This window comes from Roseobacter litoralis Och 149 (assembly GCF_000154785.2).
Classification (GTDB): domain Bacteria; phylum Pseudomonadota; class Alphaproteobacteria; order Rhodobacterales; family Rhodobacteraceae; genus Roseobacter; species Roseobacter litoralis.
This window is the reverse complement of sequence record NC_015730.1, coordinates 4,026,073-4,049,543: the sequence shown is the minus strand read 5'-3', so window position 1 is coordinate 4,049,543 and position 23,471 is coordinate 4,026,073. Positions and strand designations below refer to the sequence as shown.

Annotated in this window: 24 protein-coding genes; 14 read left to right on the top strand and 10 right to left on the bottom strand. The window is 55.9% G+C overall.

Features of this window, described 5'->3' with window-relative positions; translation table 11 throughout:
* Positions 1-129: 129 nt before the first annotated feature.
* The gene (locus tag RLO149_RS19385; RefSeq protein ID WP_013963777.1) at positions 130-1,041 is read right to left on the bottom strand and encodes a LysR family transcriptional regulator; all 912 of its coding nucleotides are present in this window, start codon (positions 1,039-1,041) and stop codon (positions 130-132) included.
* A 131-nt stretch (positions 1,042-1,172) separates the two neighbouring features.
* Between RLO149_RS19385 and RLO149_RS24425 the strand changes: the two genes are divergently transcribed.
* From RLO149_RS24425 to RLO149_RS19370, 3 genes are all read left to right on the top strand, one after another.
* Entirely contained in the window at positions 1,173-1,397 is a 225-nt protein-coding gene (locus tag RLO149_RS24425; RefSeq protein ID WP_013963776.1) for a DUF1127 domain-containing protein, read from the top strand.
* Positions 1,387-1,602, top strand: a complete 216-nt coding sequence (locus RLO149_RS23990) for a DUF1127 domain-containing protein (RefSeq protein WP_013963775.1) — start codon at positions 1,387-1,389, stop codon at positions 1,600-1,602. Before RLO149_RS24425 ends, RLO149_RS23990 begins: the two co-directional genes overlap by 11 nt.
* 179 nt (positions 1,603-1,781) lie before the next feature.
* Positions 1,782-2,333: a GNAT family N-acetyltransferase gene (locus RLO149_RS19370; RefSeq protein ID WP_013963774.1), complete on the top strand. Its 552-nt coding sequence runs from the start codon at positions 1,782-1,784 to the stop codon at positions 2,331-2,333.
* A 151-nt stretch (positions 2,334-2,484) separates the two neighbouring features.
* Here RLO149_RS19370 and RLO149_RS19365 read toward each other — a convergent pair whose 3' ends face one another.
* Positions 2,485-3,060, bottom strand: a complete 576-nt coding sequence (locus RLO149_RS19365) for a metallophosphoesterase family protein (protein ID WP_013963773.1) — start codon at positions 3,058-3,060, stop codon at positions 2,485-2,487.
* A gap of 41 nt (positions 3,061-3,101) precedes the next feature.
* Positions 3,102-4,043 carry a homocysteine S-methyltransferase family protein gene (locus RLO149_RS19360; RefSeq protein WP_013963772.1) on the bottom strand — a complete coding sequence of 314 codons (942 nt, stop codon included), beginning with the start codon at positions 4,041-4,043 and terminating at the stop codon, positions 3,102-3,104.
* Between the two features lie 850 nt (positions 4,044-4,893).
* Between RLO149_RS19360 and RLO149_RS19355 the strand changes: the two genes are divergently transcribed.
* The 10 genes from RLO149_RS19355 (at position 4,894) to cysG (ending at position 18,073) form a co-directional block, all read left to right on the top strand.
* Positions 4,894-5,478, top strand: coding sequence for an ANTAR domain-containing response regulator (locus tag RLO149_RS19355; RefSeq protein ID WP_044025757.1), 585 nt, complete (start codon positions 4,894-4,896; stop codon positions 5,476-5,478).
* Positions 5,475-6,608, top strand: a complete 1,134-nt coding sequence (locus tag RLO149_RS19350; RefSeq protein WP_013963770.1) for a CmpA/NrtA family ABC transporter substrate-binding protein — start codon at positions 5,475-5,477, stop codon at positions 6,606-6,608. The genes RLO149_RS19355 and RLO149_RS19350 overlap by 4 nt, the downstream gene beginning before the upstream one ends.
* Positions 6,609-6,868: 260 nt before the next feature.
* The gene (locus tag RLO149_RS19345) at positions 6,869-8,239 is read left to right on the top strand and encodes a CmpA/NrtA family ABC transporter substrate-binding protein (protein ID WP_013963769.1); all 1,371 of its coding nucleotides are present in this window, start codon (positions 6,869-6,871) and stop codon (positions 8,237-8,239) included.
* 75 nt (positions 8,240-8,314) lie between these two features.
* Positions 8,315-9,388 (top strand): ABC transporter permease, encoded by a 1,074-nt coding sequence (locus RLO149_RS19340; RefSeq protein WP_013963768.1) that lies wholly within the window; start codon positions 8,315-8,317, stop codon positions 9,386-9,388.
* 5 nt (positions 9,389-9,393) lie between these two features.
* Positions 9,394-11,052 carry an ABC transporter ATP-binding protein gene (locus RLO149_RS19335; RefSeq protein ID WP_013963767.1) on the top strand — a complete coding sequence of 553 codons (1,659 nt, stop codon included), beginning with the start codon at positions 9,394-9,396 and terminating at the stop codon, positions 11,050-11,052.
* Positions 11,053-11,057: 5 nt separating this feature from the next.
* Positions 11,058-13,484, top strand: coding sequence for a nitrite reductase large subunit NirB (gene nirB / locus RLO149_RS19330; protein WP_013963766.1), 2,427 nt, complete (start codon positions 11,058-11,060; stop codon positions 13,482-13,484).
* Positions 13,481-13,816: a nitrite reductase small subunit NirD gene (gene nirD, locus RLO149_RS19325; protein WP_013963765.1), complete on the top strand. Its 336-nt coding sequence runs from the start codon at positions 13,481-13,483 to the stop codon at positions 13,814-13,816. The genes nirB and nirD overlap by 4 nt, the downstream gene beginning before the upstream one ends.
* Positions 13,813-16,389: a nitrate reductase gene (locus RLO149_RS19320; protein WP_013963764.1), complete on the top strand. Its 2,577-nt coding sequence runs from the start codon at positions 13,813-13,815 to the stop codon at positions 16,387-16,389. The genes nirD and RLO149_RS19320 overlap by 4 nt, the downstream gene beginning before the upstream one ends.
* Entirely contained in the window at positions 16,386-16,679 is a 294-nt protein-coding gene (locus RLO149_RS19315; protein ID WP_013963763.1) for a hypothetical protein, read from the top strand. The genes RLO149_RS19320 and RLO149_RS19315 overlap by 4 nt, the downstream gene beginning before the upstream one ends.
* Entirely contained in the window at positions 16,676-18,073 is a 1,398-nt protein-coding gene (gene cysG, locus RLO149_RS19310) for a siroheme synthase CysG (protein ID WP_013963762.1), read from the top strand. The genes RLO149_RS19315 and cysG overlap by 4 nt, the downstream gene beginning before the upstream one ends.
* 561 nt (positions 18,074-18,634) lie before the next feature.
* On the opposite strand, the gene RLO149_RS19305 is transcribed toward cysG, so the two are convergent.
* Positions 18,635-19,051 carry a hypothetical protein gene (locus tag RLO149_RS19305; RefSeq protein ID WP_013963761.1) on the bottom strand — a complete coding sequence of 139 codons (417 nt, stop codon included), beginning with the start codon at positions 19,049-19,051 and terminating at the stop codon, positions 18,635-18,637.
* Between the two features lie 93 nt (positions 19,052-19,144).
* On the opposite strand from RLO149_RS19305, the gene RLO149_RS19300 reads away from it, so the two are divergent.
* A complete protein-coding gene (locus RLO149_RS19300; protein ID WP_013963760.1) occupies positions 19,145-19,918 on the top strand; it encodes a helix-turn-helix domain-containing protein in 774 nt (257 codons plus the stop codon).
* Between the two features lie 648 nt (positions 19,919-20,566).
* On the opposite strand, the gene RLO149_RS19290 is transcribed toward RLO149_RS19300, so the two are convergent.
* The 6 genes from RLO149_RS19290 to RLO149_RS19270 form a co-directional block, all read right to left on the bottom strand.
* Positions 20,567-21,202 (bottom strand): aldo/keto reductase, encoded by a 636-nt coding sequence (locus RLO149_RS19290; protein WP_013963758.1) that lies wholly within the window; start codon positions 21,200-21,202, stop codon positions 20,567-20,569.
* Positions 21,203-21,248: 46 nt separating this feature from the next.
* On the bottom strand, positions 21,249-21,371 hold the full coding sequence (locus RLO149_RS24375; RefSeq protein WP_259650476.1) for a hypothetical protein: 123 nt from the start codon (positions 21,369-21,371) through the stop codon (positions 21,249-21,251).
* 3 nt (positions 21,372-21,374) lie between these two features.
* The gene (locus RLO149_RS23860; protein ID WP_158308171.1) at positions 21,375-21,542 is read right to left on the bottom strand and encodes a hypothetical protein; all 168 of its coding nucleotides are present in this window, start codon (positions 21,540-21,542) and stop codon (positions 21,375-21,377) included.
* A gap of 509 nt (positions 21,543-22,051) precedes the next feature.
* Positions 22,052-22,240 carry a hypothetical protein gene (locus tag RLO149_RS23665; protein WP_148264408.1) on the bottom strand — a complete coding sequence of 63 codons (189 nt, stop codon included), beginning with the start codon at positions 22,238-22,240 and terminating at the stop codon, positions 22,052-22,054.
* Between the two features lie 89 nt (positions 22,241-22,329).
* Positions 22,330-22,701, bottom strand: a complete 372-nt coding sequence (locus tag RLO149_RS19275) for a DUF6326 family protein (RefSeq protein ID WP_281015733.1) — start codon at positions 22,699-22,701, stop codon at positions 22,330-22,332.
* 110 nt (positions 22,702-22,811) lie between these two features.
* On the bottom strand, positions 22,812-23,468 hold the full coding sequence (locus tag RLO149_RS19270) for a DUF2306 domain-containing protein (RefSeq protein WP_013963755.1): 657 nt from the start codon (positions 23,466-23,468) through the stop codon (positions 22,812-22,814).
* Between the last annotated feature and the right edge of the window lie 3 nt (positions 23,469-23,471).

The following is a 23,471-nucleotide window of genomic DNA, read 5'->3' as shown; positions in this document are numbered from 1 at the left end:
CCGTAGCGCGCGTTCAATGCGTCTTCCATCCCCGGGTTAAGGTGCTCGGACAGCTTTCTTCCGATGTCAGTTGTGTTCTTGGTCAAATCGCCACCTTTTCCTTCCTCATCAATCATGTTTCCGCACCGGTTACCCAGTCATCTGATAGTCTCGAACCTCACGAAACCGCCGTACCAGAAAATCCACAAACGCGCGCGTTTTGGGGGCAAGATTACGTTTTTCGGGAAACATCACGACGATATCTGTGCTTGGCGGTGCATACTCCGGCATGACTTGGACGAGCTCGCCTGATTGAAACTTTCGATTTGCCATGTAACAGGGCAGTCGCGCGATTCCGATCCCAGCAAGTGCCGCTCGAAAGACGACATCTGTACTATTTCCCTGAAAGCTGCCTTGGGCTTCAAATCCGTCACAACTGATCGAATCTCCGTCGCTCCACGCGTTCCGTCGGCTGTTCCCGGCAATCCTCAGGCAATTGTGGTGGGCCAGCTCGGCAAAACTTGTCGGCGTTCCCGACCGCTCAAGATAGCTTGGTGCGGCGCACAGCACCCTGCGGCTCTGCATGATGCGCCGGACGACAATATCGGGGTTCTTGCGTTGTTCGGCAAAACATATGGCCACATCAAACCCTTCGCTTTGAAGGTCAATTTCGCGATCCGTCAGATCGAGCGCAACCTGAACCTCCGGGTTTTCCTCCATGAAGGCAGGTAACGCAGGAATCAGCTGGGATTTTCCGAAGGCAACGGTGGACGCGACTTTGAGAGTACCGCGCGCGACGCCGTCAAGAGTGTGAATCATCGCCTCGGCCTCTTTGAACTTTTCAGCCATTGCTCTGCATTTTTCGTAGAAGTCCTGGCCTTCTTGCGTTGGCGAAACACCGGTTCTCGTCCGATTCAGCAGGCGGTAATGCACGTGATCCTCAAGAAGACCAATCTGCTTGCTGACGGCTGAAGGCGTCTGCCCCATTGATCTTGCGGCCGCAGAAATGCTTCCCTGTTCCACCACGGTTGCGAAGATCAGCATCTGTGCTGAAATATCCATCTTGTATCGCCTACCTGTTCCAATCTGGCATGGGTCCCTTGCCAAATCGACTAATTGTGAGCGCTACCAAATGCGCGTACTTCTGCAGTGCAGCATAAATACTGCACTGCAGCAAGAGACGAGGTAATATCATGGCAATAACACGATCAAATAGTGGGCTGGATGCCGTTTTTGATGCTGGCCGCACGTTCTTTAATCAAAAAATGGACCACATGCGACGGGCGCAGGCCAAACGTAGGGTCTACCGCGCAACGTATCATGAGTTCTCAGTACTTACCGACCGAGACCTGAAAGACCTTGGTATACCACGCAGCAATATCAAAAGACTGGCGATGGAGGCGGCTTATGGCTGTTAGTACGCAGACGCACAATCACGCTTTCGCCGCACCATTCGCGCTGTTGGTGAGGCTCGGCGCAAAAGTACATGCTGGCATAAGGGCGCTTCAAATGGCCCGGATGCTGTCGACGCTTTCAAGCATGAGTGACCACCAGCTTGCGCAGGTCGGCATTTCACGATCCGATATCCCGAAATACGCCGCAACGCTCATGGAGAACGAATAACGGCCCGGTCCGCAAAGGCGGAACGGTCCTAGAAAAGTGCTGGTTCTCGCTCCTCCCAGAGTAAGTCAGCACGAGCCGCGGCGAAAATCCAACAGGGAGCGCCAACGCAAAGGCCAGCATCCTCACCTCCTCCCGAGGGTGCTGGCCCAAACCATTCTGTCAGGCAGGAGCCCTGCAAAATGAGTGATAGAAGAACCCCACAACATCTGGTCGTCCGTCGTCTCCATTCAGGCGATCAGGAAGATATTTGCGATCATTTCCTCCGCCTGGATGTCCAAACGCGGCGGTCAAGGTTTTGCGGGGCCGCCAGTGACAATGGCGTTTTGAACTACGCGAAAAACATCCTTCGCTACGATAGTATCGTGTGTGGCGCTTTTATCGACGGGCACCTAAAGGGACTGGTGGAGCTGAATGGTCTCTTTCATGCTTGGCCGTCAACGACCGAAGCTGCGTTCTGTGTTGAGACTGAATGGCAAAACATCGGGATCGGCGATGCCTTGTTTGAACACATTCTCATCATTGCCCGGAACAGGGGCGTTCGAACAATTAAAATGGTGTGCCTGAAAGAAAACATCCAGATGCGGCATCTTGCGGCGAAACATAACGCGCGGCTCGTATTTGACGCGGACGCCGTTGAAGCCGTCTTGCACCCTAGCTGGCCTACACCGGGCTCTGTTGTAAAAGAGATCCTTGCGGGAACCAGGGAATACTCACATCTGTTTTTTAGGTAGGTGGTAAAGTACCGCCGACGCAAAGCAGTTGCCGAATGGTTACGGTGGCCTCATCCAAACTGACGTTCGCTGCATCGCGCATGAACATGCGAAACGCGTGACAGTTTTCCTTTGATCGAATGACCGGTTTGCGAAAACCGGTGCGCTCAGTTCACCCAGCCCGTAGCCAGTCTTTTTCCCAGTTGGAATGACCAGAACACTTTGCCAATTCTATCCTACGGCTCGGATCATTAGGCACATGCAGAAACGCGGTAGCCCATCCGGCAGTCGTTTTCCCAGCGACGGCATGGCAGGCTGCGCTGGTGCCTGTTTGAACGACATGACGCACTGGTGTGTCGTCGACATAGTCTGAGCACCCGACACTGCCGGGGTTCAGGATCATACGGCCATCAGGTAGGTCCATTCGACGTGGTAGATGAGAATGGCCAAATAGCAGGGGGCTCGCCTTGACGCCGTATGCCTCGCTCGCACCTTCGTTACGCGATCTGAGGATAACTTCGCCTTCTGGCGAAACCCTCTCCAACCAATAGGTCGTGTCGCTCGTCGGTGTCCCGTGACAGGCGAAAACGTCTTCTGACAACCAGAGCGTCGGAGATTTCTCGCGAAGCCAGTTCAGTTGACGTTCCTCAAGCTGATCGAAGGCGGTCGCAATCACAGCGAGTTGGGAAGGCTCACTCCAACCAAACACAACATCTAGTATGTCGAGTTTTTCACCTAAATCGGTCATTCTTTAACAAGGTAGTTTTTTAGGGGTTATTGTCGGACTGGCTATGCCGATATTGATCCACTTATATTGGCGATCTTCGACATATGTCGCATGTCTGTGCCGCAACATCCGCCCAAGACCATGATGTGTGGGAACGTGTGACGGATTTCGGAAAGCTGTTGAGCCAACTCGGTTGGGTCACCGGCATCAAGCTCTTCGGCTTCATCAAGTTCGGCGTGGCTGCATTTTGAAGCGTTGGCGATGATCCCCCTGACGCGCTGCATCCAAGGCCGATCTTCAAGGACTGTTCTAAAGTGGTCAGGGTGCGCGCAGTTTATCATGAAGTAGGCCGCATAGCCGTTGGTCGCAGCATCTACCTGTAAAATTGCGTCTTCCAATGAACTGCCGGTTGGAAGCTTCCCGTCCGTCTCGACGGTGAATGAGATCACGACAGGTAAGCCAGAACGCCGCGCAGCGCGCACAATCCCTATCGCTTCGGCCGGATACGCGAGTGTGTACCCACTGATCACATCAACAGCTGTGTCGGCCAAAGCGGAAATCTGTTCGGAATGATAGCGTTCTGCGTCCTGCGGACTCATTTGCGCCTCGGGCGTATAGGCATCGTCGCGTGGGCCCAAGTTGGCGCTGATTACCGTTGGCACATCGCCATGGGCGGCGCGCATCTCGGCCATCATGGCGACTGCTTGCTGATTGAGGTCTTTCAGAGAATTGCGCGTATAGCCGAGAGCCGCGGCGCGGTCTCGATTGGCGACCCAAGTCGGGCTTTCAAGTATCACTCCGGCGCCCATCTCACTGCCCAAAGCAATCATGTCTTTCAGATACCCTTCGAGAAGTTCACGACCCTCTGTGGTTTCCAAGAGCGGGTAAGAGGCAAAACCAGGCAGGTCTACGCCACGATTGAAGATCAAGTCGGTCTCCATGCCGACATATGCCAATAACAAATCAGCATTCACCTTTGGAAACGTATTTCGATAGATGGCCATCGCGTCCTCCAAATAGCTCTCAATTCAAAGTGTAGCATGACGAAGGTGAGCTTTCACCTACGTCGAAAATTCCGTGAAAACCCATACGTTTCTGCCACCGGCGAAATCCACCGCTTTTACCTTGTTATCCCAAAGCCGCCATTGGCACGCATGCAGTGAAATCTCACTTCGTCCCGAACTTCGTTAGTTCAGCCTTTACTTCGTTTCGCGTACGCCGCGAAGGTCAGCCAAGCGCGCTGCAACTGCAGAAATCGAAGTCAGCGCTCAAAGTCCGCTAAGGGCCGGCCTCATGCGTGCGAAATACGCCTAAATGCTGCGCTTGCTCCAAAGACGGTAGCGAGCCTATTCTGTGCGTCCGGTTTTCATGCCGCATGCGCTCACAGGACGAAATTTGCGGCTAATGCATAATTCTCTGGGTCGCCAAGCGGAGGAAAAACGAGACGTTCATGCTCGCAGCCAAGAAAACCAGAAGGCCGTCAAATACTAAATGGTAAGGACAGCCGTTCGCGGGGTATCTAATACTTGCGAACGACTGCGTTATTTTTGCACAAAATATCTGCTGCGACGCTTTGTTTCCGTCTGACCTCCTCGCACTGCGAAGGCTATAATTAAATTGTCAGAACCTTCACGCGGCAACGCTCAGGGGGCTGCTTCTTGGTGGAAATCCGGCTTGTCCGTTGAGTTGCCTAACTGATTGTCCGAGAACTGACTTGAGTCAGAAGTTTCAGACTGCGAAAAAAATGGGCATCCTTGCCTTCAAGCTTCTTTTAAGTGCTCGCAAACTCTTGCGACAATGGCGTTCCTCGAGATTCGCGTTGACCACGGCGATGCAAGGGCATTTTACGGTTTCATGAACCAAGATCTGCGCATTCTGGTCGTTGAGCCTGACCCCGAACGAGTGCGGGCGATTTTTGATGCCTTAAAGGATGCAGGCTGGTCGGACGTCAAAGCGCTGGGGCACATGTCGGCACTCGACCGGACCGTCAAGGAATTTGCACCCGATATTGTGCTCATAGACCTGGCCAACCCGGATCGTGACACGCTTGAACATATTTCCCATGCGACAGAGACATCCAAACGCGCCGTTGCGTTGTTTGTCGACGAAACGGATGACATCCTGACGCAAGCGGCGCTCAGCGCGGGGGTAAGCGCCTATGTGGTCGATGGCCTCAAGATGGACAGGATCAAGTCGGTTCTGGAAACAGCAATTGCTCGGTTCAAGATTATGCGCCAGATTCAATCCGAACTGGACGCCGCCAAACAAGCACTGGAGGACCGCAAAACAATTGACCGCGCCAAAGGGATTTTGATGCGCCGACGCGGTTTTTCGGAAGACGACGCATATAATTTGTTGCGCAAAACCGCAATGAGCCAGAACCGCAAAGTCATCCATGTCGCCCATGCCCTTGTCACGGCTGCGGAGCTGTTGTCGTGAGCCAAACCGTCTTGAATTGCGGCTATGTACCGTTGGTGGATTGCGCCCCGCTGGTGATTGCAAAAGAACTTGGTTTTGCGGGCGAGGAAGGGCTGGCGCTTAACCTCGTGCGCCAGCCCTCGTGGTCTGCGCTGCGTGATATGTTGGCCCTTGGGCATTTGGACGTCGCGCAAATGCTGTCCCCGATGCCTGTGGCGATGTCCATCGGGCTCGGAGGATTGCCGGCGCGTGTCGATACCCTGATGGTCTTGTCCGTGAATGGCACAGTGTTTGGCGTTTCAAACGATGTGGCTTTAGACATCGGCGCTGTGCCGTTTGGCGATGCCAAGGCGCTTTTGTCAGCGTTAAGTACTCGAAAGGGCACGGCTCTGCGCGTCGGAGTACCCTTTCATTATTCCATGCATCGCTTGTTGTTGTCGCTTTGGACATCCAACGCACCTGACTTGCAGATCGAAGAAATCACGGTGCCGCCGCCACGAATGGCGGATGCCGTCGCGGACGGGTTCGTTGATGCCTTCTGGGTGGGTGAACCTTGGGGGAGCGTCGCGGTCGGGCAAGACGTGGCTCAGCTGATGATGACGGGCAAAGATGTTTGGCAGTTCGCACCTGAAAAGGTTCTCGCCGCGCGTCATGATTGGGTCGAGGGAAATGGCGATGCCGCTGCGCAACTGATGCGCGCTGTCTATAAGGCATCTGCCTGGCTTGATGCGAAAAAGAACACTCCCTTGGCAGTCGAAATACTAGCCCGCAGCGAACATCTGAGCATGTCGCCGGATTTAATTGATCCCGCGCTTTCCGGTGATATCGTCACCAAACGAAATACCGCTCCCACACCCGTGGGCCGTTTTTTGCAGTTTCATAAACATGCCGCGACGTTTCCCTGGCGCAGTCAGGCCGCATGGATCGCATCCCAACTTGGGGCGGATGCGGTTGGGATAGAAAAAGCCAAGGCATGTTTTCGAGCAGACCTTTATCGTCAGAACCTTGCCGGCATCGGCGCCGACATGCCCGGTGCATCGGAAAAAGAAGAGGGCGCATTGCACTTTGAAACGGCAGTCGCATCCAGCCGCGGTCATATGATTCTTTCTCCTGATGCCTTCTTTGACGGCAGAACCTACGATTTCTCCTAGACAAAGCGCCTAAATACTGAGCGATCTCTGCATTGCAGTAAAAATTCATGCGGCGGCGCAGCAAAAAGATTGCGCTCGCAGCTCTCGCTGGTTCACCATCGGAGTAAGGGGCAACGACGCCCGCAAATACGCGCTGGCCGATGTAGGTAGCGCACCTCCCAAGAGCAAAGCCGCTCGTATAGACCACGGACCTCCTCCCCCGTGATCTCTACGTGCGGCTTTTTTTGTTTTCCCATCTGGGTTTTGAAAAGGAATAATCGATGAAAAAGACACGCGCGATCTTACTGGCAACATCCAGCTTGTTGGCCTCCACTGCGGTGGCCCAGTCTTTGGATCTTGAAAAAGAAGACCTGACACTGGGATTTATCAAACTGACGGATATGGCCCCGCTCGCGGTTGCATATGAGCTCGGGTATTTTGAGGACGAGGGTCTTTTCGTGACCCTTGAGGCGCAAGCAAACTGGAAAGTTCTGCTGGACGGCGTGATCAGTGGAGAGTTGGACGGCGCGCATATGCTGGCCGGTCAGCCCTTGGCAGCAACAATCGGCTACGGCACCGAAGCCCATATCATCACGCCGTTTTCAATGGATTTAAATGGCAACGCGATCACGGTCTCCAACGAGATTTGGGACCAAATGCGCCCGAATGTGCCTTTGATGGACGATGGTCGCCCGCAACATCCCATCAGTGCGAGCGCATTGGCGCCTGTTGTCGAGGAGTATCTCGACCGTGGTGAGCCCTTCAACATGGGCATGGTGTTCCCTGTGTCCACTCACAACTACGAAATCCGCTACTGGCTGGCTGCGGGTGGACTTGAGCCCGGGTTTTACAGCGAGCAGGACATTTCAGGTCAAATCGGCGCGGATGTTTTGTTGTCCGTAACACCGCCGCCACAAATGCCGTCCACGATGGAAGCAGGCACGATCTTTGGGTACGCGGTCGGTGAACCGTGGAACCAGCAGGCTGTGTTCAAGGGCATTGGCGTTCCAGTGATCACCGATTACGACATGTGGAAGAACAACCCCGAAAAGGTTTTTGGCATCACAGCTGAATTTGCCGCAGACTACCCCAACACCACGACCGCCCTGACCAAGGCTTTGATCCGCGCGGCGATCTGGCTGGATGAAAACGACAACGCAAACCGCGAAGAAGCGGTCGAGATGCTGTCGAGGCCTGAATACGTCGGGGCAGATGCCGAAGTCATTGCCAATTCCATGACGGGCTTTTTCGAGTTCGAAAAAGGCGACGTGCGCCCCGCACCAGATTTCAACGTCTTCTTTCGCTATAACGCGACCTATCCGTTCTATTCGGACGCGATCTGGTATCTGACGCAGATGCGCCGCTGGGGCCAAATCCCGGAAACCATGCCGGACGCGTGGTATTTCGAGACCGCTGCCAACGTCTACCGCCCTGACATCTACCTTGAGGCCGCGCGCTTGTTGGTTGACGAAGGCATGGCCAACGAGGCTGATTTTCCGTGGGACACCGACGGTTTCAAAGATCCGACGCCTGCCAGCGATATCATCGACGCCATTCCCTATGATGGCCGCTCACCAAACGCCTACATCGACAGCCTGCCAATTGGACTGAAGTCCGGACAGACCGTTCTGGACGGCGAAATCCAAGGCTAAATCAAAGCAGCCCGCCTTGTGTCGTCGTGCGGCGGGCATATCCCATTTTTCAAAAGCAGCAGTTGGACACCCGATATGACCGCGATTGACCCCACCTCCTTTGACGCCGAAACCCGCCGCGCACGCCGCTTTGCTCGCATTAACAAAGCCGACGCATGGTTTGGCGTGCTTGGCCTGTCTTGGGTAACACCCATCTTGAAAGCTGCAGCGGGGGATAATCCGCGTGCACAGGCCGGCGAAATCTGGCGTCTGTTAGGTGTGCCCCTGCTTGCGATTGCGGTCTTTGTGACAATGTGGGCTACCCTTGCGCCGACTGTGCAGACATCGCTTGGTGCTGTGCCGGGACCCATGCAGGTTTGGGAGCAGGTGGGTGAGTTACGTCAAGACGCGATCCGTGAAGGAGAGCGCGAAGCTGCGTTTTACGAACGCCAGGATGCACGCAACGCAGAAGCGATTGCAAACGGCGATACCGACGCCGTGCGCAACCGTATCTATACTGGCAAACCAACCTATTACGATCAAATCTGGACGTCGATCAAAACGGTGTTTTTCGGCTTCATGATCGCGTCGATTGTGGCCATTCCACTGGGTATCGCGGCGGGGCTCTCCGTCACCGCAAACGCGGCGCTGAACCCACTGATCCAAATCTTCAAACCCGTGTCCCCGCTGGCCTGGTTGCCGATTGTCACCATGATCGTGTCTGCTGTCTACACCACCAACGACGGTTGGTTCGAAAAATCGTTCCTTGTGTCCGCCATTACGGTCACGCTGTGCTCGCTCTGGCCCACCCTGATCAATACAGCACTCGGTGTCAGCAGCATCGACAAGGACCTCGTCAGCGTGTCCCGCGTGCTGAAAATGAACACATATACCAAGATCACCAAGCTGGTGCTGCCGTCGGCCCTGCCGCTGATCTTCACGGGGCTGCGATTGTCTTTGGGTGTGGGTTGGATGGTTCTGATCGCGGCTGAAATGTTGGCGCAAAACCCCGGCCTTGGCAAATTTGTCTGGGATGAATTCCAGAACGGATCGTCCCAATCGCTTGCCCGTATCATGGTCGCAGTGTTCACCATTGGTATCATCGGGTTCCTGTTGGACCGCGTCATGTATGCGCTTCAATCCATGTTCACATTCTCGAACAATCGGTGAGTGGCATGAGCATTCTACAACTGAAAAACGTGTCCAAGAACTATGGCGACACACCGGTGCTCAAAGGCATCAACCTTGATGTGGCGGAGGGGGAATTCGTTGTCATCCTCGGGTTTTCGGGCACCGGAAAAACGACTTTGATCAACTTGATGGCTGGGCTTGAATACCCCACCACCGGATCGGTCACATTCAAGGGCGTGCCGATCGTGGAACCGGGACGCGAACGGGGTGTGATTTTCCAAAGTTATTCATTGATGCCGTGGCTGACGGTGAACGGCAACGTGGCGCTGGCGGTGGATACGATGTTTCCGGAACTGCCCAAGACCGAGCGCGCGGCCAAGGTCGACCATTATGTTGGCATGGTGGGCTTGAGCCACGCTGCCACGCGCCGCCCTGCGGAATTGTCGGGCGGCATGCGCCAACGGGTCAACGTGGCGCGTGCGCTGGCCATGGATCCTGAAGTGTTGCTGCTGGACGAGCCGCTGTCTGCACTTGATGCGCTGACCCGCGCCAATCTGGCGGATGAGATTGAAGCGATCTGGGACAAGGATAAAAAGACCTGTGTTTTGATCACAAATGACGTGGATGAAGCCATCATTCTGGCCGACCGGATCATTGCGCTGAACCCTGACGGCACGCTTGGTGATGAATTCAAAGTCAACATTCCCCGCCCGCGTGATCGGATCGCGATGAACAACGACGCGTCGTTTAAGGCGTTGCGCGCGCGGGTGACGACCTACCTGATGGACGTCGGGATCGCATCAAAAGTCGAAGAAACGCGCGCTTTGCCCAATGTGACACCCATCCACGGTTTGCCCGCTGCCGTTGCCAAAGCGCAGAGCGGCGGAATTGAGGAGAAGTTCCTGAATTTCTCGCAATTGGACAAAGTCTATCCGACGCCCAAGGGGCCACTTACGGTGGTTGAGAATTTCGACCTCAAGATCAAAAAAGGGGAATTCGTTTCGCTCATCGGGCATTCCGGCTGCGGCAAATCCACGGTGTTGACGATGGCTGCGGGCCTCAACCCGATTTCCAAGGGGGCGATCCGGCTCGATGGCTGGAATGTCGAAGGTGCGGACCCGGAACGTGCCGTTGTATTTCAATCGCCCAATCTGTTTCCATGGTTAACTGCCAAGGAAAACGTCGCGATTGGTGTGGACAAAGTTTACCCGCGCGCATCGCAAGCGGAACGACAGGATGTTGTTGAATATTACCTCGAACGGGTGGGTCTGGCCGACAGCATGAACAAGGGGGCCGCATCCCTGTCGAACGGTATGAAGCAACGTGTTGGAATCGCGCGTGCTTTTGCATTATCGCCAAAGTTGTTACTGCTGGATGAACCCTTTGGAATGCTCGACAGTTTGACCCGTTGGGAGTTGCAAGAAGTCCTGATGGAGGTCTGGTCGCGCACCAAAGTGACCGCGATCTGCGTCACCCATGACGTCGACGAAGCAATCTTGCTGGCGGATCGCGTGGTGATGATGACCAACGGGCCGCAGGCCACAATCGGCAAAATCACCGACGTCAAATTGCCACGTCCGCGCACCCGCAAGGCGCTGTTGGAACATCCAGATTACTACGCCTACCGCCAAGAGGTTCTTGATTTCCTTGAGGAATACGAACACGGCGCGAAACCCAAGCCCAAATCAATTGCAGCGGAGTAATCGGTATGACACAGAAACTGATCATCATCGGCGCGGGCATGGCCACGGGGCGGATGCTTGAAACCTTGATCGAGGCCGAGGCGGATTACGACATCACGTTGATCAACGGCGAGCCGCGCGGGAATTACAACCGCATCATGTTGTCGCCGGTGTTGTCCGGTGAAAAGACGTACGATGAAATCGTCACCCACGACGACGAATGGTACGATTTGAACGGCATAAAAACGCGATTTGGTTGTTTTGTGCAGGACATTGACCGCGAAAACCGGACGGTTACGACCGATACCGGAGAGGTAATTGCCTACGACAAGCTGGTCTTCGGGACGGGGTCGAACCCGTTCATGATCCCGTTGCCCGGACATGATCTTGAGGGCGTCATCGCCTACCGTGATCTGGAAGACACGCAGCGGATGATGGACCTTGGACCTGATCACAAGTGCGTCGTCATTGGTGGTGGGTTGTTGGGCCTTGAGGCGGCGGCAGGTATGGCCGCGCGCGGTGTTGATGTGACCGTGGTGCATATCATGGGGCACCTTATGGAACGCCAGTTGGATGAGGCGGCGGGCTATCTGCTGCGCAAGGCACTGGTGGACAAAGGGATCACAGTGAAGTGCACCGCAAATTCAAAAGAAATTCTGGGCGACAATGGCCGCGTCAGGGCGCTGTTGCTCGATGACGGGACGCAATTGCCTTGTGACCTGCTGGTTATGGCTGTTGGTATTCGACCGAATGTCAAGCTCGCCAAAGACTGCGGACTGGCCGTTGGCAAGGGCATCCATGTGGATGATCAGATGATTACATCTGACGCGGATGTCTTGGCCGTGGGCGAGTGTGTGGAACACGACGGGGCGATCTTTGGGCTTGTGGCCCCGCTGTATGATCAGGCCAAGGTGGCGGCGCGGACGTTGATGGGGGAACCCGCGCAATTCGTTCAAAAAGAGCTATCCACCAAGCTGAAGGTCACCGGTTGTGATCTGTTCAGTGCGGGCGATTTCGCGGATGGTGAAGGCCGCGAAGACATTGTGTTTCGCGATCCGGCGCGCGGTGTCTATCGCCGTTTGGTGATTGAAAACAACGTGATCATGGGCGCGGTGATGTATGGTGATACCGCTGACAGCAATTGGTTTTTCGGCCTGATCCGTGACAAGGTCGATATCAGCGATATGCGCGATACGCTGATTTTTGGCCCCGCCTATCAAGGGGGGACCCCCCTGGACCCTTTAGCAGCTGTTGCAGCCTTACCGCGTGACGCGGAGATCTGTGGCTGCAACGGAATCTGTAAAGGACAAATCGAAGATGCGATCGCAGCCGGGGCCTCTGATCTGGGTGCCGTGCGATCAACCACCAAGGCATCGGGGTCCTGCGGGACCTGCACAGGGCTGGTTGAACAGGTACTGGCCGTCACGCTGGGCGATGATTTCGTCATGCCCGCGGCCGCGGCCATTTGCGGCTGTACCGACATGACCCATGAGGACGTGCGCCGCATGATCAAATCACAGCGCCTGATGTCGATGCCCGCCGTCTGGCAAGAATGCGGGTGGAAGACTTCGTGCGGGTGCCATGTGTGTCGCCCGGCGTTGAACTTTTATCTGCTGGCTGATTGGCCGTTGGAATATCAAGACGACCCTCAAAGCCGTTTCATCAACGAACGCAAACACGCCAACATCCAGAAAGACGGCACGTTCAGTGTCGTACCGCGCATGTGGGGCGGGATCACCACACCCAACGAATTGCGCGCGATAGCCGATGCCGCCGACAAGTACATGGTGCCCACGGTAAAAGTCACCGGCGGGCAGCGTATCGATCTGTTGGGTGTCAAGGGCGAGGATTTGCCTGATATCTGGGCCGATCTGAACGCGGCTGGCATGGTGTCGGGCCACGCCTATTCCAAAGGTTTGCGCACGGTCAAGACCTGCGTCGGGACGGATCATTGCCGTTTTGGCACGCAGGATTCCACGGGTCTTGGGATCAAGTTGGAGAAAGAGCTTTGGGGGTCTTGGACACCACATAAACTGAAGCTCGGTGTGTCCGGTTGCCCGCGAAATTGCGCGGAGGCAACGTGCAAGGACATCGGCGTTGTCTGTGTCGATAGCGGATATCAGATCAGCATTGGCGGTGCGGCGGGGATGGACGTGCGCGAGACCGAACTGTTGTTACAGGTCGCCACCGAAGACGAGGCGATAGATGTGATCAAGGCTGTGACCCAGCTCTATCGTGAGAACGCCAAATACCTTGATCGTATCTACAAATGGATGGGCAAAGTGGGTCTTGATTGGATCAAGGAACGTGTTGAGGCCGAAGGTCCAGCTTTGGTTGACCGGTTTGAATTGAGCCAGTCGATCTATCGCAAAGATCCTTGGGCAGAACACACGCAGACCAAAGCGGATCGTTATCAGCCTTTGGCGAACTTGACGTTGGAGGCCGCAGAATGACGGACTGGATTGATATTGCCCCGCTTGAAAACGTTCCGATGCGGGGTGCACGAATGGTAAAGACCGCTTTTGGATGCGTGGCGGTTTTTCGGACGGCTGAGGATGAGATATTTGCACTCGACAATGCGTGCCCACATAAAGCAGGGCCCCTGGCCGAAGGGATTGTGCACGGAAAGTCAGTGACCTGTCCGCTGCATAACTGGGTCATTTCGCTGGAAACCGGGCGCGCACAGGGCGCGGACGAGGGCCGCGTCGCAACTTATCCCGCGCGCGTTGAGAACGGGCGCATTCTGCTGGATCGCGCCTTTTTGCGGGCGCGGGTGGCCGCATGAGCGTGACCCGCACCACATGTCCCTATTGCGGCGTGGGCTGCGGGGTTCTGGCTGGGGCTGATGGCACGATCAAAGGTGACCCTGATCATCCGGCGAATTTTGGACGTCTGTGCTCCAAGGGGGCGGCGTTAGGCGAAACGATTGATCTTGAAGGACGACTTTTGCACCCCAAGGTGAACGGCGCGGATGCCGATTGGGACACTGCCCTTGATCTGGTGGCGCAGAAATTCAGTGCTGCGATTGCCGAACATGGCCCCGAAAGCGTGGCTTTTTATGCCTCTGGCCAATTGTTGACCGAGGATTATTACGTCGCCAACAAGCTGATGAAAGGGTTCATTGGTGCCGCGAATATCGACACCAACTCGCGGCTGTGCATGGCGTCATCTGTCGCCGGACATAAACGTGCATTTGGCACGGATACGGTTCCGGGCATCTACGCTGATTTGGAACAGGCTGAACTGATCGTGCTGGTTGGGTCCAACCTCGCGTGGTGCCATCCGGTGTTGTATCAACGCATTGCGGCGGCGAAAGAGGCGCGGCCCGGCATGCATGTCGTTAACATCGACCCGCGCCGCACTGCCACGACGGACCTTGCGGACATGCATCTTCAAATTGCGCCTGATGGTGATATCGCGCTGTTCAATGGGCTGCTTGCGCATCTGGCTGATACGAACAAACTGGATGCGGCATTCACCAAGAACCACGTGAATGGCACATCTGCTGCGATCGACACAGCGCGCGCGTCTGATCCGTCCCAATCCGGTTTGACCCATCAGGAACTGGCGAATTTCTTTGCCCTTTGGGCAAGGACCAAACGGGTCATTACAATCTATTCCCAAGGGGTGAACCAAGCCAGCTGTGGCACTGACAAGGTCAACGCCATCCTGAATTGTCATTTGGCGACGGGCCGCATCGGGCACCCGGGGGCGGGGCCTTTTTCTGTCACCGGTCAACCCAATGCGATGGGTGGTCGCGAAGTCGGGGGGCTTGCCAATATGCTGGCAAACCATCTGGAATTGGACAATGCAGAGCATCGACAGGTGGTGCAGGAATTCTGGGACAGCCCGACCATTTGTACCAAACCGGGCCTGAAGGCGGTCGATCTGTTTGAGGCTTGTGCGAACGGGAAAATCAAGGTGCTTTGGGTGATATCGACCAATCCTGCTGTGTCCTTGCCCGACTCTGACGGCGTCTCAGCTGCCATCGCCAAGGTTCCATTTGTCGTCACGTCCGACATCATGGAAAAGACAGATACCAACGATCTTGCTCATGTTCTTTTACCAGCCACCGGGTGGGGTGAAAAGGACGGCACCGTCACCAACTCCGAACGCCGTATTTCGCGTCAACGGGCCTTCTTGCCGGCCCCGGGAAGTACGCGGCCCGATTGGAAGATTCTCAGCGACGTGGCGGTGCGTATGGGGTTTGGCGATGCCTTTGATTACCAAAAACCTGCCGATATCTTTGCGGAATATGTGGCGCTGGACAAAGCCGCCTCCCATATTGCGCGTGATCTGGATCTGAGCATTTTTGCTGATGCCGATTATGCCCGTCTGATCCCGACACAGTGGCCGGGAAATGATCATCGGTTTTTTGCGAACGGTCGTTTTTTTCACCCCGACGGCAAGGCCCGCATGATCGCGGTGACCGCGCCGGTATTGTCAAAATCACGATTCACGCTCAACACAGGGCGCAACCGCGACCAGTGGCACACCATGACGCGGACGGGCAAATCGGCGCGGTTATGCGCCCATTTCGCCGAACCTTATGTTGAGGTAAACCCCACTGACGCGGCTGAATTGGGCGTCACCCCCGGCGCTTTGATGACAGTGGAAAGCATCTATGGTCGAGCGATTTTGCGCGCGCTCGTCACCTCCCGCGTGGCGCAAGGACAGCTTTTCGCGCCGATGCATTGGACACGTCAACGCACGACAACAGGGACCGTGAACAGTGTCACAGCGCCACGGGTGGACCCGTTTTCTGGCCAACCTGCGTTGAAATCGAACGCCGTAACAGCGCAGCTATATAAGGCGAAGTGGTACGGGTTTTTGGCCTGTATCAATGAGCCCGACCCCCAAACACCCTACGCTGCCATCGCGCGCACGCAAACGGGCTGGCAGGTGGAACTGGCGAGCGCAAAAAACCCAAGCGATTGGGAAACCGAGGTGCGGGATCTAAGTGGACAACCGGGGGGTGATGCGTCAATCCAAACGGACGCCGCCACTGGAAATACACGCATCGCCATAACGCAGAACGGCCAAATCACAGCGCTGCTCTTTGCCGCGCCGACCCCTGTTGTCGTGTCGCGCATGGCGATCGTTGATATGATCGGCACAGAGACACCACCGCTTGTCGCTCTGGCAGGACGCAGTCCCTCTGACCGGCCAGATGTGGGCGCAACCGTTTGTGCATGTTTCAACGTGGGCCGAAATACTCTGTTGGCTGCCGTTGCGAATGGCGCGCACAGTGTTGCCGCTTTGGGCGAAGCAACCTGTGCAGGCACCAACTGTGGATCCTGTAAGCCTGAATTGACCGCTCTCCTGGCGCAGGCTCACCTTCCGATGGCGGCAGAATGACCCTCGCGCCCTTTGTTCAGATCTTGGCACGTGGCAAGGGCCGTGCTCGGACAATGACGGATGCCGCGCAAGGTGTGATGGCGTCGATCCTGACGCGGAGCGCCGCACCTGCCGCGGTGCAAGGTACGTTTCATCCGTCCGACCGCAGCCGTCAGGCGCAGGTCGCGGCCATCGGAGAGGCCGGGCTTGCGCTTTGGACGCCAAAGGCGGCACCAACCCCCGATAAAGCACATCAGATCGCGCAGGACCTGTGGGACGCGCGTCATCACACAGAAAGCCCGTCCGCATGAGAACCTTCCCCATGTTCCTGCAAATGGCAGGTCGCCGCGTTGTCATCATTGGTGGTGGCGAACAAGCCGCGCAAAAAACAAGGCTGATCCTCAAAACCGAAGCGATGGTCGACATCTGGGCACCGGCGCTCGACCCTGAATTGTCGGGCCTCGCGGTTGAGGGGCGGATCACACATCAAATTGGCCCCATTACGCCCGACACGTTTTCAGATACCGCGCTGGTGTTCATTGCTTCGGGGTGCCCCGGTATCGACATGGCGCTGCATGCGCTGGCAAAAGCGGGCGGCGCGACGGTAAATGTGGTGGACCAGCCCCGGCTGTGTGACGCCATCACGCCGTCAATTGTGGATCGTGACCCTGTGGTTGTCGCCATTGGCACCGAAGGCACAGCCCCCGTGCTGGCGCGCCAAATCAAGACCAAATTGGAAGAGGTACTTGAACCTCGCCTTGGTGATCTTGCGGCCCTTGCGGGTCGTATGCGCGGGGCGGCGGCGGCCCGTCTCGGACCTCGCGCGCGGCGGGACTTGTGGCGCTGGGTGTTCAATGACACACCGCGCCAATTGTTTTCCGGCGGGGCCGAACGCGAAGCAGCCAAGTTGATAAAAACGGCCATCGAGACAGGTGACTTTGGGGCCACAAAGGGCGGTAGCGTTAGCCTTGTGGGGGCGGGGCCCGGTGCGAAGGATCTAATCACCCTGCGCGGCGTTCAGCGCCTGCAAGAAGCAGATGTCATTTATTATGATCGCCTTCTTGATCCCGAAATTCTGGAACTGGCACGCCGCGACGCTGAACGCATCTATGTTGGTAAGTCTCCGGGGTGTCATAGTTGGCCGCAAGAAAAGATCACTCAAACGCTTGTCGCTGCCGCCAAACGTGGGCAAAGGGTGGTGCGCCTGAAATGCGGTGACCCCGGAGTGTTCGCACGCAGTACTGAGGAAACCGATGCCCTCAAAGCCAGCGATATCCCGTTTGAAATTGTGCCCGGTGTTACGGCGGCCTGTGCGGCGGCTGCGAGTGTCGGCCAAAGCCTCACGGAAAGAGGCAATATCGACACACTTGTGCTGAGCACAGGGCACCGCCAAAGCGGATTTACGGTGCCCGATGCGATCAAGGACATCAAACCGGGTACATGTGTCGCTCTCTATATGGCTGTTGGCGCAGCCCCCCAAATCGTCGCACACCTACAAACGTGTCATCCCGATGTTCCATTTGACGTTCATGTCGTCGCAAAAGCCCAGCGAAAGGGACAAATCGTCCTGAACTGCCCCCTTGGTGATTTAGCGCACACCTTGCTCGTCCATGATATTGCGGGCGAATCCATGCTCTTTGTGCGTTGGCCCTTTGGCGTTCAAACGTCAAATGATGCCGGCACGAGAGCCTTGGCGACCGTATGACTGGACGAGCGCCCTCAGCTTTCTCCCTCTGAAAGCAAGCATGCATCGCTAAGACGCCGCGAAACACCGAATTGAAATCAACCTGGATTGGTCACATTGAACGGCCGATTTAACGCGAGAGGCTGCAATGCAGCAAAAATTCTGCTGCAACAGCGAGGGAATGGTGCGTGAGCAAAGGTCGAACATCGAATGTCCGGTTTGTTTCGCATGGTGTGAGTTCACCGCGAACCCGATAGCGCAGTTGCAGCGAATGGCTGGTTTGACGGGCCGCATCTCAGCATGGCCAATTTAACGCGAGAGGCAGCTTTGGGCCGTGCCTCATCCGAGCGAAATGCGCATAGATGCTGCGCTTGCTCCAATGGCGCTAGCGAGCCCGGAGTGCGTCGTTTCTGCGCCGCAGCGCATGTCTGCCATCACAATAGAGCCAAAAACCTCGACCAACTGATTGGATTTTGAAACACTTCTTTTGGTAACTTTGATCAACGTGGCTTACGTATACTCTAGAGTTAGGATTTTTTGGAACATATTAAGGTCGGGGCGCGGAGGTTTGGTCGGCCATCATTACACTTGCCGGATAGTGGACAGTCGCCGGTTTCGTAAAATCAGAACCAGCGCGATTGTCTCTGGGATTAGGGCGAGTATGGCGGTCATCGTCAGGCTGATTGTTTCACTGGCTGTATTGGCTCCCGACTGACCGCTCAAGACTGCCGTCAAAATATCAACACTGTCGATGACGATGCAGCCAATCAGCAGTGGGACGATAGTTGCAGGCGTGGCAATGACCACTAGCACTGTGATAACCATATCGCGAATGGCCCACACGCGCACGACATAGGGCATCTGCAAATTTTCATCAGGCAACGCGCCCAGCTCCAGCATCAGGAAGTCCGGTGCAACATATCCTACAGCGCCGAGTGAGAAACGAACCAGACACATCAATCCGATGAAAATTGCGATGGTCCGTGTTTGTTGTCGCATGTCTTGTTCCTTTCAAATGTATTCTTGCTTTTCAACATTAGCCGTTTGAAGGTAATCAAATCTATTACTAGAACATCATAAACGGAGACCTGTTTGAAATTCGGGCAAACCCTCACCGAAGCTAGACGCCGGTTTCGCGCCTCTCAGACTCAGCTTTCGGCGCTGTCGGGGATTTCTCAACGACAGATCAGTTTTTTGGAAAGTGGCCGTGCAGTCCCAAGACGGCAGACCGTCGACAAATTAGCTGAGGCGTTGGCACTTAATTACGAAGACGCTGCTCCGCTGTATGCAGCTGCCGGATTTCTTCATTGGAACGCTCGGGTCGAATGGTCAGATGTTGCATTTGACGAAATACGCTCACCGGTCGCCGCTGTCCTTCAAAAGCAGGAGCCCTACCCAGCCTATGCTGTTAATCGCGCTGGTGATATCCTGACATCCAATCAGGCGTTCTGCTCTCTGGTAACTCAAGCGCTTGGAAAGGGCGGTGTGCAGGACAGGCTGCGCAGAAACATCTACGATTTGACACTATCGCCCGATGGAATTGGACGCTTTCTTTTGAACCCAGAACAGGTAGTCCCGCATGTGTTGCGCCGTCTTAACATGGCCGCTCTCATAAGCGCTGACGCCAGACATGTTTTAGACAGGAACCAGCAGACCCCGCTTGCCCGAAAATATGCACCGCGATCACGCGAACCCATGCGAGGAATGCCTGTATTTCCGGAACGATACCGGATCAATACCGCCGAAATCGGGCTGATTGCCATCACGGCCAGTTTTGGTAGTCCAGAAGATGCGGTTGCTCAAGAAATCCAGATTGAGTTCTTTCTGCCTTCAGATAAGACCACGTTTGATTGGCTGTCAGCCTGAATACAACCATGTTCAAATAGGACCGTTCTTGTCAGAGGCAGAATCACAGTCGATCTTAGGCCGTTAGCTCAAAAGCCGTCGTTAGTGCAACTGCGGCGAAAGCCCGCTTCTGGTCAGTTGGGACTTACGTTCTCGCTGCGAAAAGAATGATCGACCGGATTGTCCGCCGCATTGCAGCGGATCCAGTTTTGCGCATGCTGCGATTTCCATACTGCGAGCGCGCACAGCAAGAAATCAAATTCACAAGCTGTGCTCGTAGCGGCCATCAGAGGCGATGCAGCATGCACCTCGGCCCAATTCAAACGGATCTTGCGGACGGCCCACAAGAGACATTGGATGTGCGTCCGCAACGCTGCGGCTGTAGCCCGATTGCCGAACACTCGCTGCAAGCGCAACACTAAGACCCTTACTAAATCACAGTCGGCGAGACAAACTTGCCGTTCGATTGGTAGTAACCAAGACTTGCTAAGTGCGCTTCGCGGGAACCACAGCAAGCGCCGCAGGAGGAAAAGTGTGAATTCGCTGCTATCTTGCGTGATATTGCGGTCTCTACAGCGTTCAGTTTGGTGGACGGCAGCTCAATCCTTCGCCGTCAGTGCGCGCGGCAAGGATGGCCCGTCCCAATCTGAGTGAGAACGGCCATCAATTTCATGCAACGGTATAAGTGTCTTGCTGACCTTCAACGCCGCGGATCGGAAATCGGCCCAAAACACCTAGCCCCAGCGTCTTGCTTGCGATGAGGCCAGTCGCCTCGTCTATGAGTATGCGCTGGTCAACGCGGTGCTGGTACAGCAGATCAATGCGATCCGTGCCAAGACGTTTCAACGACCCTTCAACGGGGCGACGAAAACGCTCTGGCTGGCTTGTGACTGCAAAGTCCCACACACCAGTTTCGGGGTCGACGCCAAAGCCAAACTTGGTGGTGACCTGAATGTCATTGCGAAACGGTACCATGGCCTCTCCAAGGATGCGTTCGCACGCGAAGGGTCCATAGACTTCTGCACAATCAAAGAAGGTCACCCCATGCTTATTGGCTGACCGGATCAAGCGGATCATCTCGTCACGGTCCGGCACGATGGTGTAGAACGTCCGGTGCATGTTCTGGACGCCAAGCCCCCGCTCGGACACTTCCAGATTTCCCAACAGTCTGCGTCCGGTGGCAACGCGTGGCGATGTTTGGGCGGCAACCTGCGATGCGCCCAGTGCAACGGTTGCCGCAGTGGCTGGAATACCGGCGAGAAAGGCACGGCGGTTTTGATTGATGTTTTCCTTCGAGTTTGTCATCGGATGTCTCCTTGAATTATCTGTGTTGCGGGGTGAGTGGTGGCACTCAGCTGCCCGGCGTGTCGCGGACAAAGTCGTTGCCGCGTTCGGCAGTGGCAAAGAAGCTGATACCGTTCACGCGCCAACCGTCTTCGGTCTGGGTGAAACTGTGCTCGTAGGTGCCCCACACTTCCTAAATTGCATTGCCGCCATTCTCGGGCAGGGCACCGCGTTCCATCTGGTTCCATGCGTAGCCGTGGCTGACCACCGTGGCAGTTCCGTCGGCTTCAAAGGTGATCCTATGATTGCCGCGCAGATGGAAAGACGCCTTGTCCTCGGTGACCCTCGGTTTGGCTACCATTCCACTTTTGATTTGGTTACGGCACCGCACGAGGGGCGGCCGCCTGTCTGTTTACAAGTTTTGTATCCTCGCAATTTTGGGGGCCGCTGCTAGGTCTGATCGCTGTGGCGGGCTACCGGTTTGCGCCGGTCGCCGTTTTGTGTCTGGATCAGGTTTCAGCGCTGTTCTTTTGAAAGAGCACGTTTCCGCATCGCGCGTTTTTGGCGCGCTCATCATGTTTGGCGGGCTTTCCATGCTAGTGGGTGTCGAAACCACCGGAGCGCATAAAAATTGGCTCGTCGGCACCGGCCTGTTTGTCGCCGCGGGGATCATATGGGGTGGATGTACAGTTTTGCTTCGTCTTTGGCAGGTCCCTCTATTCGAAGGCACAAGCGTGATCGCTTCCTTTGGAGTTATGTTCGCCGTCTTGGCGCTTGGTCCAGCGGCATGGCCATCACTCAACGAGATCTCTACCGCCATGCTGTTCACACAAATCGTTATGCAAGTCATCGTGGGCGGTATCCTCAGCGTCATTGCCTTGGTCGCCGCGCTGCAACGTCTGACGGCTCAAACGGCAGCGTGCAAGCATGGCCGCGGGCGGGTCCAAGAAGGGTCATCAGCTTCGGGGGCATACCCTCGGCAATCAATGCACGTGCCAGATTACCGGTGCCGCAGCCAGTGATGATGAAGTTTGCCATGGCGAGGCGTGAGTTTGTCATAAAGATCAACCGCATCGCCTAAAGGCGTTTTTGCCAACATCTTGTTGTTTCCGGTACTCACTCGAAATGTCTGCGGTGCGCACACATTTTTACGAAGAACTTGCGTCAGATTGCGGCACGGCATGTTCATGCTTGGGCCACGTCCACGCGGTCCAGAGGATCCCAACAATGGCTGCCAGCTCGATGACGAAGGGAAAGGTGTCATCCATGTCGGTGGGGGGCGAGGAAAGGAGAGTACCCGTCGTGACGATCGCTGCAAGAAAGGTGACAGAACGACCGACCCTGCGGGTTAGCGGGAGAGAAGAGAGCACCATCGCAATCGCCAATTGGACGAGGAAACCGCCCAGAAGCAGCAGCCCTTCGGCGATCTCGATGCCGTTGTAGAGGCCTGTCAGCAGCATCTCGATATGGGACGCGAGGACAAACTGGTGAGTGTCGTGAAAGATGATGTTGAGTAATATGAACAGTCACAAGGCCGACAGAAGACTATGGAATTCGAGCCGCTTCATTTCGGTGTCTTCTTTCTTTGTTTTGGGAGTTTTCCGGTATTTGGCCGGGAGCACGGTCGGGTTCAAATCACGGCGTCGGATGTGCGCGCCGCAAAGGTGCGGCGGATTAGAAGTTCCGCAATCGCAAGGTTGATGGTCCACGCCCCAACCATCAGAAGGTCTCGTGCAAATCCCTGCAGTTCGGTGTCAAAGAAGGCCATCGCGCACAGAAAGAGCGCGGTCTGCGTTGAGGCGCCCTGGCCGATGGCATAGGCGCGCAACATCGCAGCGCGGTGCGCGGCGACTTTTCGCGACCGGATTGCAACGATCGCCCATGCGATAAAGGCGACCATCGCGAGGCTGAGCGTGACCCTTCCCGCGTAAAGCAGTGGTCCCTGCAGGGCGTCGGGAAATGCATAGGCCACGGTCATCCAGAGACCGGTGAGTGCGCTGATGCACCCTGCTGCTGCCACGATCCGCCCGAGCGTCCTGTGCAGGGCAGGGCGGTAGCGCCTCAGGCTCGGCAGGAACTGAACAGCCCCCACAAGGCAGAAAACTGAACTGCCGAGGATATGCAATGTGATCGGGAGGGGATCGATCACCGCACGCGGGTTAGACGGGATGATCGCTGGAGCGCCGAGAAGTTCCGGAAGCCGGATCAGACCGACGACTGCCGGGATGAAAGAGTAGAGGAACACGAGGGCAAGGAACGCCCATTCGCGACGGCTGATAATGTGCATGCT